At 51.9% G+C, this 12,254-nt stretch carries 11 protein-coding genes, 1 tRNA gene and 1 other annotated feature; of the genes, 10 read left to right on the top strand and 2 right to left on the bottom strand.

Annotation, left to right across the window (positions count from 1 at the left end; genetic code table 11):
• Positions 1–21: 21 nt before the first annotated feature.
• The 8 genes from nikB to ACFSX3_RS25030 are packed head-to-tail and all read left to right on the top strand — an operon-like array spanning position 22 to position 6,336.
• Positions 22–939 (top strand): nickel ABC transporter permease, encoded by a 918-nt coding sequence (gene nikB, locus ACFSX3_RS25065; protein WP_379313395.1) that lies wholly within the window; start codon positions 22–24, stop codon positions 937–939.
• A 24-nt stretch (positions 940–963) separates the two neighbouring features.
• Positions 964–1,803: a nickel transporter permease gene (gene nikC, locus ACFSX3_RS25060; protein ID WP_209993527.1), complete on the top strand. Its 840-nt coding sequence runs from the start codon at positions 964–966 to the stop codon at positions 1,801–1,803.
• The gene (locus ACFSX3_RS25055; protein ID WP_209993528.1) at positions 1,804–2,589 is read left to right on the top strand and encodes an ABC transporter ATP-binding protein; all 786 of its coding nucleotides are present in this window, start codon (positions 1,804–1,806) and stop codon (positions 2,587–2,589) included. It abuts the gene before it with no gap.
• A 40-nt stretch (positions 2,590–2,629) separates the two neighbouring features.
• Positions 2,630–3,457: an ATP-binding cassette domain-containing protein gene (locus ACFSX3_RS25050; protein ID WP_209993529.1), complete on the top strand. Its 828-nt coding sequence runs from the start codon at positions 2,630–2,632 to the stop codon at positions 3,455–3,457.
• The gene (locus ACFSX3_RS25045) at positions 3,454–5,085 is read left to right on the top strand and encodes a nickel ABC transporter substrate-binding protein (RefSeq protein WP_379313391.1); all 1,632 of its coding nucleotides are present in this window, start codon (positions 3,454–3,456) and stop codon (positions 5,083–5,085) included. The genes ACFSX3_RS25050 and ACFSX3_RS25045 overlap by 4 nt, the downstream gene beginning before the upstream one ends.
• Positions 5,082–5,387, top strand: coding sequence for a class I SAM-dependent methyltransferase (locus ACFSX3_RS25040; RefSeq protein ID WP_379255317.1), 306 nt, complete (start codon positions 5,082–5,084; stop codon positions 5,385–5,387). Before ACFSX3_RS25045 ends, ACFSX3_RS25040 begins: the two co-directional genes overlap by 4 nt.
• A gap of 7 nt (positions 5,388–5,394) precedes the next feature.
• Positions 5,395–5,580, top strand: coding sequence for a hypothetical protein (locus ACFSX3_RS25035; RefSeq protein WP_379255318.1), 186 nt, complete (start codon positions 5,395–5,397; stop codon positions 5,578–5,580).
• A 12-nt stretch (positions 5,581–5,592) separates the two neighbouring features.
• Positions 5,593–6,336: a class I SAM-dependent methyltransferase gene (locus ACFSX3_RS25030; RefSeq protein WP_339225521.1), complete on the top strand. Its 744-nt coding sequence runs from the start codon at positions 5,593–5,595 to the stop codon at positions 6,334–6,336.
• 90 nt (positions 6,337–6,426) lie between these two features.
• On the opposite strand, the gene asnB is transcribed toward ACFSX3_RS25030, so the two are convergent.
• Positions 6,427–8,271, bottom strand: a complete 1,845-nt coding sequence (gene asnB, locus ACFSX3_RS25025) for an asparagine synthase (glutamine-hydrolyzing) (protein WP_209993531.1) — start codon at positions 8,269–8,271, stop codon at positions 6,427–6,429.
• A gap of 148 nt (positions 8,272–8,419) precedes the next feature.
• Between asnB and ACFSX3_RS25020 the strand changes: the two genes are divergently transcribed.
• Positions 8,420–8,776: a hypothetical protein gene (locus ACFSX3_RS25020; RefSeq protein WP_209993532.1), complete on the top strand. Its 357-nt coding sequence runs from the start codon at positions 8,420–8,422 to the stop codon at positions 8,774–8,776.
• Positions 8,777–8,964: 188 nt separating this feature from the next.
• Positions 8,965–9,038: transfer RNA gene (locus tag ACFSX3_RS25015), tRNA-Arg, on the top strand.
• A 965-nt stretch (positions 9,039–10,003) separates the two neighbouring features.
• Here ACFSX3_RS25015 and ACFSX3_RS25010 read toward each other — a convergent pair.
• Entirely contained in the window at positions 10,004–11,950 is a 1,947-nt protein-coding gene (locus ACFSX3_RS25010; protein ID WP_209993586.1) for an arginine--tRNA ligase, read from the bottom strand.
• 54 nt (positions 11,951–12,004) lie between these two features.
• Positions 12,005–12,226, bottom strand: a binding site (T-box leader).
• Between the last annotated feature and the right edge of the window lie 28 nt (positions 12,227–12,254).

Genomic DNA, 12,254 nt, shown 5'->3' with positions numbered 1-12,254 from the left:
TTGAATGCCATCATACGATATTTGTTGCAACGTTTATTCCAGCTGGTTCCTGTGCTGCTGGGTATCTCTGGTATTACTTTTGCACTTATGCACTTAACCCACGGTGATCCTGCAGAGATTATGCTTCGTGCTGACGGTATTAAGCCTACATATGAAGCCATTGAGGCGACCAGACATACACTTGGTCTGGATGGACCTGTATATATGCAATATTTTCATTGGTTGTACCGGGTGCTTCATCTCGATTTGGGTATATCCTACAGCAGTAATCGTCCGGTGTTCACAGAGCTAATGAACCGTTTCCCGGCTACTGCGCTGTTGAGCAGCTGCTCCATATTGGCCGCAATTCTTATAGCTCTGCCTGTGGGTGTAGGATCTGCACTGTATCCGGGGAAATGGTTTGACCGGCTGGGGAGAGTATGTGCTCTGTTCAGCGTTTCCATGCCAGGTTACTGGCTGAGTTTGCTCCTGATTTATTATGGTTCAGTGAAGCTGAGGCTATTTCCTGTAATGGGAATGGATGGGCTATCCAGTGTCATTCTGCCTGCATTTACACTTGGGTTTGGAATGGCAGGGGTGTACATCCGGTTGATCCGTTCCAGTCTTCTGGACGTTCTGGGTACGCTCTACATCAAAGCGGCGAGGGCCAGGGGGCTGCAGGAATGGAGGATCATAACCATACATGCGCTTCGCAATGCACTTCTTCCGAGTCTTACCCTATTTGGGGTTAACATAGCAGGGCTGCTAGGCGGTTCTGTTATCGTTGAGACTATATTTTCCTGGCCGGGGATCGGAAAGTATGTGATTGAGGCGATTTTTGCGAAAGACTATATTGTCATTCAGGGGTATGTATTATGGATGGCTGTCGTCGTTGTCCTGATTAATTTGGCAGTAGATTCGTTACAGCTAATGCTGGACCCGCGCATCAGGCTGCGTTGACGCTGTGAAAAGGAGTAAGGTGTTATGTTTCGGAGTAGCTTATTCAAGAATAACGGAGCGAAGCTGGGGGCAGGGATTGTCTTTGTGTTCATTTGCGCAGGACTCTTTGCCTCCTGGCTCTCCCCTTCCGATCCGCTGCAGATTCACATGGAGCATAAGCTGAGCATGCCTTCCTGGCAATACCCGCTCGGTACAGATCATCTGGGGCGCTGTGTGCTATCCCGTATAATCTATGGGACAAGGACCACGTTGTATTATTCGTTTATCGTTATGACTGTAGTATTTGCCATTAGCATCCCCGTTGGGTTACTGGCTGGTTACGCTGGCGGCAAGATTGATCATTGGATTATGCGGATCATTGACATCTTACTTGCTTTTCCCAGCTTAATTCTATCTCTCGCGATTACAGCCATGTTAGGCGCCAGTATGAACAATCTGTTAATCGCATTTGCAGCAGTCTGGTGGACGGGATATGCCAGAGTGATCCGCAGCCTGGTGCTTCAGATCAAGGAAAGCGGATATGTTGCAGCCGCCAAAGCGTCGGGCACTTCACATTTGCAAATTGTGCTCAGACATGTCCTGCCGATTGCGGCGCGCCCCATCCTGGTTCTGGCTTCTATGGAGGTTGGGACAATTATGCTCTCGATTGCGGGTTTGTCCTTCCTTGGTCTGGGAGCCCAGCCGCCTACACCGGAATGGGGGATTATGCTGAACGACAGCCGCGCCTATATTCAGACAGAGCCGCGGCTCATGCTCTTCCCTGGAATGGCAATCCTGCTGGCAGTTCTGGGCTTTAATCTGCTGGGGGAAGGCTTGCGCCGCACAGCGCATGATTACGATTCCCGGGAGGTGAGCATCCGGTAAATGAACAATGAATCCACCCTGCTGAAGGTCAGCCACTTATACACCAGCTTCCATACCGGAAGTCAGCAAGTCAAGGCTGTAGAGGATGTCAGTCTCGAAGTGAGGTCCCGGCAGATTGTCGCTTTGGTCGGCGAGAGCGGCAGCGGTAAAAGTGTTACGGCTATGTCTATTCTGGGACTGGTAGACCCTCCAGGCTTCATTGATGGCGGAGAAATCTGGCTTCGCGGCAACAATCTTCGGGAGTGCTCCACCCGCCAGTTAAGGAAGCTCCGAGGAACAGAAATGGCTGTTATTTTTCAAGACCCCATGAACGCGCTGAATCCGGTGCTTTCGGTTGGAAGACAGATCATGGAGACGATTATCCTGCACCGGCAAGTCACTGGACAGGAAGCAAGGCAGCTGGCCATGGAGCAGATGCAGCAAGCAGGCCTTAGCGATCCTGCGCAGCTATTTAATAAATATCCTTTTCAAATTAGCGGCGGGATGTGTCAACGGGTCATGATCGCTATAGCACTGGTGTCCGGTGCAAGCTTGCTCATTGCTGATGAGCCTACAACGGCACTGGATGTAACCATTCAAGCACAGATTCTTAAGGAGCTGGACCGGATCAGATGGGTCAATAATATGGGCATCCTGTTAATTACGCATGATCTCGGCGTTGTCGCCGAGCTTGCAGACTATGTATATGTGATGAAGTCCGGAAGGATTGTGGAAGCAGGAGACGTCTTTGACATCTTTTCACATCCATCGCATCCCTATACGAAATACTTAATGGACTGCAGATAACAACTATAATATTACATCGTTTGCTGGGAGGTGGTGATCTATGAAGCTGCTGGAGGCGGTAGGTCTGAATAAAAAGTATGAAATGAAAAGGGGGTGGTTCACACCTGATGCCAGAAGTGTGCATGCAGTGAACAATCTGTCCTTCAGTCTGGAGAGCGGAGAAACCCTGGGACTTGTGGGTGAAAGCGGCTGCGGGAAGAGTACCTTAGCCAGACTTTTGCTGGGACTGGAGAAACCCTCCTCCGGAAGAGTGCTGTACCGAGGTATGGATTATACAGACTGGAGCTTCAGCGAGATGCGCAAGATCCGTAGCAGGATGCAGATGGTGTTCCAGAACAGCCTGGGCTCCTTTAATCCATTGTTTACAGTAGAGCAAATTATTGGAGAGCCTCTTCGGAACTATGGGGAGAGGAAGACCGGCGCGCGCAGAGTTCTGGTAGCTGACACACTTGAGCTTGTAGGACTTGAGCGGAAGTACATTCACCGTTATCCTCATGAACTCAGCGGCGGCCAGCAGCAGAGGGTCGGAATTGCCAGAGCCCTCGCGCTGCGTCCGGAGCTAATGATCTGTGATGAACCGTTCTCAAGTCTTGATGTCACCTTGCGGAAGCAAATGATGGATCTGTTGCAGGAATTGAAGCGTGAGCTGGGATTATCCTACGTGTTCATTACGCATGACTTGTCCGTCGTGAACCGTTTTTGCGACAGTGTGGCTGTTATGTATCAAGGGGGAATTGTGGAGAAGCAATCAGGTGAGGGGCTCATGCAGCAAGCAGCCCACCCTTATACAAGAAGATTGCTCTCCTCGATACCGGTGCAAGACCCTCGCTTAAGGAGAAAAGATAGAGAAAAGGAGTACAGAGAATGAGAACCTACTCAAAGTCAAAAAGCCTGTTAACAACATCGCTATTCTTCCTGCTTCTTATAATAATTATGGGAATGTCAGGTTGCAGCAATTCTGATGGAGCAGCACAAGCCTCTGAATCCGGGGACAAGGCGCTCACTGTGGCCATATCGGCTGATACCGGTCTTGACCGGCTGGATGCCGGGGCCTATGATGGTTCGATGAATGTGCATGCGATGATATACGACGGATTAGTAGAGTACGGCGAAAAGGGCGAAATCTTGCCTTCGCTTGCGGAGTCATGGGACATCTCAGAGGACGGGAAGGTCTATACCTTCCATCTTCGTCAGGGTGTGAAATTCTCAGACGGTACGGAATTTAATGCGGATGCGGTTAAGTTCTCCTTCGAACGCTGGATTAAGGACCCGTCCAACTCGCTGAATGTGGCTACAGCCATGCAATCTCTTGTTGTCGTAGACAAGCATACCATTACTATGACATTCAACAAAACCTATTATCCTTTCCTGACCGAGCTGTCCTTTGCCAGACCGGTACGGATTATAAGCCCTACCGCAGTGGAACCAGCAGGTGATATTACAGGTACTTTCGTCAAAGCGATTGGAACCGGTCCTTGGATGGCAGAGAGCTATAAGACAGATCAGGAGGCCGTACTTGTCAGAAATCCTAATTATTGGGGAGAAATGCCGAAGCTGTCCAAAATTATCATGAAGGTCATTCCTGACCCGCAGTCCAGAGTACTGGCGCTGCAAAGCGGCGATGTGGATATTGCCGGGGGACAAATGGGGAAAATTCCAGTCGAAAGTGTACCCGTGATCGAAGCGGATTCCTCACTAAGCCTGCAAAAGGCACCGGGAACGAGCTCACATTTCATGATTTTCAACTACAATACGTCTGCTCTGCAAGACCTGAATGTCCGCAAAGCTATTAATTTGGCGATGAACAAAAAAAGCATTGTGAACGATCTTATGAACGGTATTGGAAATGAGGCCGAGGGCCTATTCCCGCTGACCGTTCCCTATGTCACAGAGTCAAACAATACATGGTACGGCTTCAATCCGGAGGAAGCGAAGCAACTGCTGGCAGCTTCCGGCTATAAGGATTCGGATGGAGATGGAATTGCCGAGAAGGACGGAAACCCGCTTGAGTTCAATTTCGTGCTTCAACAGGCTGAATATCCGGAATGGAAAGCCATCAGTGAGCTGATTCAATCCGAACTCCAAGAGATTGGCATTGCCGTCAATCTTCAGGTGCTTGAGCCAAATGCCTATTATGATGCTTTATGGACAAGCAAAGCTTATGATCTCATCCTGTATAGGACCTATGATGATGCCTACAATCCTCATTCGTTCCTGTTGTCGCTGTTCCACCGGACCACTGAAGCAGCTGCTGTGGTATGGTCGGATGCGGAACTGGAAGCACAGATTGATACCGCAGTCGGAGCCATGGATCTTCAAGAACGTCAGAGTGCCTATGATTCCATATTCTTAAGAATGTATAAGGAAGCAATGTTTGCAGCTGTTTATTTCCCAGATGACATATTGGCTGTAAATCATAGAGTAACCGGATTTAAGCCTGGGTACACCACGTTCACACCTATCTTTTGGAACCAGCTTGATGTGGGTAATGAATGATGCTGAAAGAGATTTCGAAATACTGGAGTTCCAGCTCGGAGAGCTATGACAAGGTCATCCAGACTCAGTTCCGCAGTACAAAAACCATAGACCTCTGGAAACAGCTGCTGACGAAAGGGCTGGGAAATAAACCTCGTCAAAAGGTGCTGGATGTGGGCACCGGACCGGGATTCTTCTCTATCCTCTTATCGCAGATGGGTCACCAGCCTACAGCGGTGGATGCCTCACAGGGAATGATACTTGTCCTGGACCCTTATTCTGTTCACAGAACGAAGAATCCGCCAGCGGAGCAGCCAGGATAAAAGCCTTTTGAGCGAGCTGCCGTTTGTTAATGTACTTAGACCTGAAGCCGATGAAAAAGCGCTGATACAGGCCGGATTCCGCAGCATAGATATTCAGAGGAACTTTATTCCTGCCCGCGTAATGCCCCTGAATTATTTGAAATACGGTTATCAGAATGTGAACCGGTTCATGATACTTGCCAAGAAGGAGTGAATGATATTGAGTATGCAACAAGAGGTAGAACAGTATTGGGAAGGCGAAGCAGAGCTGTACAGTGAAGGTATTCAAAAGGAACTGAACGGCTTCCAGCGGGAGGCCTGGCTGAAGCTTATCCTTGGTCATGCACCGCAGAAGGAAAGCCTGCATGTTCTGGATATTGGCTGTGGTCCCGGTTTTTTCTCTGTCATTCTCTCCAGCGCCGGACATTTGGTTACGGCCATTGATTGTACAGACAATATGCTGGAAGAGGCGCGTCTGCACTCAAGCCGGGAAGGGGTCAATGTTACTTTCCGCAAGATGGACTCGCATAAGCTGGATTTTGCTGCGGAAAGCTTTGATCTAATCGTGTGCCGCAATGTCACTTGGAGTCTTGCCGATCCGCAGTCAGCCTACAAGGAGTGGGAAAGAGTGCTCAAGCCGGAGGGACGGCTGCTGGTCTTCGATGCCAACTGGAACCGTCATCTATGGGATGAAGAGATGGCGCGGAAGCATGCGGAGGATCAGCAAGCCTATATAGATAGGGGCTATGGTGAGCTTCCGCATCATAAGGATATAGAAGAAACTGACCGTCTGAGTCTTGCCTTGCCGCTGACCAGAGAGTGGCGGCCGAAGTGGGATGTGCAGGCACTCACAGAGGTGGGCTTCTCTGCTGTCTATACAGAAGAGAATCTGAACGATAAGGTGATGGATGAGAAACAGCAGGTCTTGAACCGGTCAACGCCGATGTTCATGATTTGCGCTGTAAAGTGAGACGGACCGGCTTTCCCGATAAAATGTAAATGTAAAATAGAAATAGCGACTCTCTTTAATGAGAGCCGCTGTTTTTGGTTTGAAGCGCCATCAGCCGAAGGACACATTGTATGTCTTTAGCCACAGGTTGACCTGGGCCAGATAAGCGAATAATTGCGGGCCGGACATCAGCTGGCCGAACCACGGCAGGTTGGTGGAGGACTCTGGCGATGCGGCGATTTCTCTGATTTTGGCCGGATCAATGAGCGGGAGGATGGGGGAAGAAGGATCGTCCAGAATGCTTAGTACCTGTGAGCGCACCTTGTTCAAATAGGCAGGATTATGCGTTTTGGGGTACGGGCTTTTTTTGCGGTAGAGCACATCGTCCGGCAGTACACCCTCCAGCGCCTTGCGCAGGATGCCTTTCTCCCGGTTGCCTACCATCTTAATCTCCCATGGAATGTTAAAAACATATTGCACCAGCCGGTGGTCACAATACGGAACGCGTACCTCCAGTCCCACGCCCATGCTCATCCGGTCCTTACGGTCCAGCAGGGTCGGCATGAAGCGGGTAATGTTGAGATAGGACATCAACCGCATCTGTGCCTGTTTGCCGGTTTCGCCGTCAAGCTTAGGTACCTCAGCCACCGCATCGCTATAACGGTCACCCAAATATTCCAGCGGACGTATCCACTCCCTTATTTCTGGCGACAATAGACTGGCGCGCATTGTGGGAGCCACTGACCAGGGGAAGGTACCGGAAGATAACATCTCCTCGCGGTGGAACCAGGGATAGCCGCCGAAGATTTCGTCTGCGGCTTCGCCTGAGATGGCTACGGTGGCTTTCTTTTTGATCTCCTGGCAGAACAAATAGAGGGAGGAATCCACGTCGGTCATTCCCGGCAAATCACGGGAGTACAGGGCGTTATCGAGTGCGGCTACCAGCTCCGGTGTGTCAAAAGCGATAAAGTGATGGTTCGTGTCCAGCTCGTCGACCATCCGCTGAATCCAGGGACCGTCAGCTCCGGGCTGGAAGGCATGGCTTTTGAAATGCTTATCGTTGTCTACATAATCGACGGAGAAGGTATCGACCCGGCCCTGGCCGGTCCGCTTGTAATAATCCACGGCAAGCGCAGTCAGGGCGCTGGAATCGAGTCCGCCGGAGAGCAGCGAGCAGACCGGAACATCGGAGACCAGCTGGCGTTCAAGCGTATCCTGAAGTAATTCACGCACCCGTGCTGCCGTTTCATCTACGTTATCCGTGTGCTGAACACTCTCCAGCTTCCAATAAGCATAGGTGCGGATTCCGCTGCGGCTGTAAATCATGGCATGACCGGGGCGAAGCTCGAATATATCTTTGTATACCCCTTGTCCCGGAGTCCGGGCTGGACCGATAATGAAAATCTCGGCCAGACCCTCCGGCCCGACCTTCGGCTGGACCAGGGGATGCTGCAGCAGCGCCTTGGGCTCGGACCCGAAGACGAAGACGTCATCGACTTGGCTGTAGAACAGCGGCTTCACACCCAGACGGTCGCGGGCCAGGAATACCTGATCGCGCAGGCTGTCCCAGACGGCAAAGGCGAAGATGCCATTGAGCTTCTCCGTGCAATCCGGACCCCATTCGATGTAGGCATGCAGCAGAACCTCTGTATCGCATTCCGTGAGAAAATGATGCCCGCGCTGCTTCAGCTCTTTTTTCAGCTCAGGGGCATTATATAGCTCGCCGTTATATACTATTGCGTATAACTTATCCTCATGGCGGGCAATCATCGGCTGTGCACCGTTCTCAGGATCGATGACGCTGAGTCGGCGGTGTCCGAAGGCAATAGGCCCTGAAATCCAGGTTCCGGCTGCATCCGGTCCGCGGTTGGCTAATGTTTCGGTCATTCTGACAAGCAGTTGCGAGTGCCCTGTAAGATCACCGCGCCACTGGACAAATCCGGTTATTCCGCACATGTCTGATTCATCCTCTCTTTTGTGCGATTGTTGTCTGTCCTTTCTTTTTTGCCAAGTAATACAGATATATGCCGATTGAAGGGATAAAATGTATGTCCTTATCCGAACACTAGGGGAGAGGGAAATTTGCCAGGAGGGATGATGACAAGTGTATTACATTAAAGACGCCAAAATCCGCAGAATGACTGACTACGACGGCGCGCCTTGCGCAGAGGTTGGCGTATTACCTGGAGCTGTGGACGATTCCGCGCTGCTGGTGTATATTGTTGAGGATCAGCGCGAGGAGGGCTATGAAATTGTCCGGATTCTGACGAATGATGCGGATACGGCCACCGACTGGTTCGACAATAATCTGCATGATGCCTTCCAGGACGTTACGGTCAGCGGCTTCACCGGCAGTACGGTGATGACCCCGGAGGATGAACGTTCCAAGTTCCAGCGCGAGCTATTGATCTTCGGCGATCTGAAGCGGCAGCTGGGCGAGCATTTCCGGCAGGTTCCCTGAGCCCACATCTTCCGCAGGTCATGTCCAGGCTTGACTATAGAACAGGAGGCTTTCCGTATGAGGACACGGGAAGCTTCTTAACTGGAAGAGTTTGGTCTTGCTAATTCTGGTGAATCAGGTATAATAAATAACGTTGCGTTAATACATATCTCTTCAAAAGCTTCAAGTAATACAATGTTATCCTACATGTCCCGGTAGCTCAGTTGGATAGAGCATGCGCCTTCTAAGCGCACGGTCGGGGGTTCGAATCCCTTCCGGGACGTCAAAGCAGCAGCCTTCCTTCGGGAGGGCTGTTTTGTTGTCCGGAGGATGAGAACCCAAGGCGCCAGCCGGGGACGTTGGAGCATAAGCTTCGGGAGGAATACTTCGCAATCAGCCCGAATGGGCTGTATCCCTTCCGGGACGTCAAAGCAGCAGCCTTCCTTCGGGAGGGCTGTTTTGTTGTCCGGGGGATGAGAACCCAAGGCGCCAGCCGGGGACGTTGGAGCATAAGCTTCGGGAGGAATACTTCGCAATCAGCCCGAATGGGCTGTATCCCTTCCGGGACGTCAAAGCAGCAGCCTTCCTTCGGGAGGGCTGTTTTGTTGTCCGGAGGATGAGAACCCCGCTTTATTTTGAGTAGGATCAACGTGGGCGCTTGGGTGGACGCTCCGCGAACGGACCGTTGTTACAATCGCTGTTGTCTCCAGATTTTATTTTATTTCCCTAATCGGAAAAAATCCGGAGACAAAGGCGACCGCTATCGCTTTTACACAATCGTTCCGTCCGCTCCACTGTTTAAGCGGTATACGGATACATAACATCCCAAAACTCAAAAAAATGTCCTTTAGTAAATGGAAGAAACAGCAACCAAAATAAAAAGCTTGTACATCAATATAGTATGGACAAATTATCTCTGAATTCACCGGAAATGGGCCGAATGAGGAGCACAAGTGCACCTGAATTCACCCAGAAGTGAGCTAAATGAGTAATCAGGTGTAAAAGTGCACTTGAATTCACCCAGAAGTGAGTTAAATGAGTAATCAAGTGTAAAAGTGCACTTGAATTCACCGGAAGCGGGCAAAATGAGAAAATGAGGTGCAGAAGTGCACCTCATTACGCCAGATGCCTCCAGAAGTGGGCGGATGGAGAAGGGGGGAGCCGTGCAAGCTGCACGGACCCGCATAGGTTCCTGTTCATTCATCCGCTAGAGTAGTTGGTTCTTAAGATGATAGAGACTTAGTGTGTCTACATCCGCTCGGGCTTAGGCAGACCGAGTACGTCGAGCGCCTCGCCCAGCGTATCGGTGAAGCTCCGGGTCAGCCACAGGCGGAAGGTGATGCTGGCTTCACCGCCTTTTAGAATCGGACAAGCCGAGTAGAAGTTGCTGAACAACGAGGCCAGGGAATAGGCATAGTTACAGATCGTATTCGGCGTAAGCTCCCGGCTTGCTGTGTAGAGTGTGTCCTGCCACAAGCTGAGCTGTCTGAGCAGAGCAAGCTCAGCTGCTTCGAGCTGCGCCGGGAACAGCGGCACGCCGCCAACGCCAGACTCGCCAACGCCGAACTCGCCAACGCCAGACTCGCCAACACCGTTCTCGCTCCCGCCGCTCTCGCCCCCGCCACCCGCCGCAGCGGCCTTACTAAGCACGCGCTGCGCCCGGGCGTAGGCATACATCAGGTAGACGCCGGTGTTGCCGGAGATTTCCATTGCCTGCTTGAAGTCGAACACAATCTCGGTGCCCAGATTGAAGCGCAGCAGGTAGTAACGGATGGCAGCGGTGGCGATGAGCCGGCTGGACAGGCCGTTTTTGTCCGAACGGGTGGATTCAATCATGTCTTCCATGAGCCGGACCAGCTCGGTTACCTTAATGCCGACTCCCTGGCGCCCGGACATGGCGTAGGAGCTTTTGCCGCTGGAGGTATCAATGCCCAGCCCTGCCGCAGAAGCGGGACTCAGCGAGACCACCCCATAGCTGACATGATGCAGCGCGTCTGCCTGCACACCGAATCCCAGTGCCTTGAGCGCCTGCTTGACCATCAGCTGCGGATATTCCTGCCGGTAATCGATGACGTTCACGACCTGGTCCGCCCGTCCAAAAGGCAGAGCCTGTCCGCTCAAGCCGGTCGTCCACAGTCCGCTCTGAAATTCGCTGTAGCTGAAGTCCTTCTCCAGCAGTCCGAACTTCCACAGATGATAGGCAATGTCCTTGGCGGTATAGGTCAGAATTCCGTTCGAGCGCACCAGCACCTTATCCTTCTGATGCTCCTCCTGCGTGTCCGGTGCGGTGTCGTCAGCAGGTTGCTTCAGAATCCAGCAGCCTGCCAGCTTGCCTTCCGTCTCCTGCACGAAAATCTCCGTCTGCGACAGCAGCTCGAATGCCGAGGACCAGAAGCCCTCCTTCAGAATGCTGCTCTCCCACACCAGCAGATCGTAGTCAATGCCGAACCCCCGCATCTCCTCTACATGCTCTTTCACGATCTGCCCGGCGACGAGGTTGCCAATCCAGGCGGTATTGCCATGGCCCTCCTCCAGCGCATGAAGAATCTCGGTCCGCTTCTGCACCATCTCCGGCTGCTGCGCGTACGTTTTGTTAATCTCGGCATAGATGTCCCAGCAATAGTCCCCGAACCGGACATGGGCTCCCTCCAGCGGAACATTCAGCAGACCAGCTACGGTATCTGCCAGCTGATTGCCGAGATCATCCACATAGTTGTGCACCTCAACGGTATGGCCGGTCGCCCGCAGTACTCTCACCAGCGCATCCCCGATACAGGAGTTTCTCAGGTGGCCGATGTGCAGGCTTTTATTCGGGTTGACGGAAGTATGCTCGACAATCACCTTCAACCCCTCAGCACCCTTAGGCAGCGTGAAATTCCCCTTCGCCCGTGCCCAGGCCTCCCAATCCAGATACATATTAATAAACCCCGGCCCGGCCACCTCGGTTCTCAGCACCAGTCCCTGAACAGAGCCCGAAGCTTCGAGCTCGGCAACGATCAGCCCGGCGATAGCCAGTGGAGCTTTGCGCAAGGGGCGGGCGAGCTGCATGGCGATATTGCTGGAATAATCCCCGTGGTCAGCACTCGCCGGCTGCTCCAGGGCAACATTTACTTCTGCGATGGCGGGCACGCCCAGGGTTAACGCGATTGTGTGAACAGACTGCTTCAGACTTTCTTGGATAAGCTCACTTAGCATTGGCATGAATAACAACCTCCTGAATAAAATAACGACAAAAAAAGCCTTCATCTCCTAAGAGACGAGGCTTGTGCGCTCGCGGTACCACTCTCGTTGCTGAGCCTGACGGTTCAACCACCTTACAGGTTAACGGTCCTCGGCCGGGGCTTCCTACTCTAAGGTTCAGAAGTCCATCTCACGGGTGCGCTTCATGGTTCTAATCTGTACCGGCTTCCACTTTCCCGGCTCGCTGGGGACTAGATATAAGACCATTACTCTCCCGGTCATCGATTGAATATGGATTTGTATCAGTATAGCGAATTTC

Source organism: Paenibacillus rhizoplanae, from assembly GCF_042684125.1.
GTDB classification, from domain to species: Bacteria; Bacillota; Bacilli; order Paenibacillales; family Paenibacillaceae; genus Paenibacillus_AQ; species Paenibacillus_AQ rhizoplanae.
The sequence above is the reverse complement of the archived record's forward strand: the minus strand, read 5'-3'. Positions and strand labels throughout refer to the sequence as shown.

Coding starts and splice junctions, on each gene's coding strand:
- ACFSX3_RS25040 (WP_379255317.1), top strand. CDS start 5,082: ATGATGCTGAAAGAGATTTCGAAATACTGGAGTTCCAGCTCGGAGAGC.
- nikC (WP_209993527.1), top strand. CDS start 964: ATGTTTCGGAGTAGCTTATTCAAGAATAACGGAGCGAAGCTGGGGGCA.
- ACFSX3_RS25030 (WP_339225521.1), top strand. CDS start 5,593: ATGCAACAAGAGGTAGAACAGTATTGGGAAGGCGAAGCAGAGCTGTAC.
- ACFSX3_RS25050 (WP_209993529.1), top strand. CDS start 2,630: ATGAAGCTGCTGGAGGCGGTAGGTCTGAATAAAAAGTATGAAATGAAA.
- ACFSX3_RS25055 (WP_209993528.1), top strand. CDS start 1,804: ATGAACAATGAATCCACCCTGCTGAAGGTCAGCCACTTATACACCAGC.
- ACFSX3_RS25010 (WP_209993586.1), bottom strand. CDS start 11,950: ATGCTAAGTGAGCTTATCCAAGAAAGTCTGAAGCAGTCTGTTCACACA.
- asnB (WP_209993531.1), bottom strand. CDS start 8,271: ATGTGCGGAATAACCGGATTTGTCCAGTGGCGCGGTGATCTTACAGGG.
- ACFSX3_RS25045 (WP_379313391.1), top strand. CDS start 3,454: ATGAGAACCTACTCAAAGTCAAAAAGCCTGTTAACAACATCGCTATTC.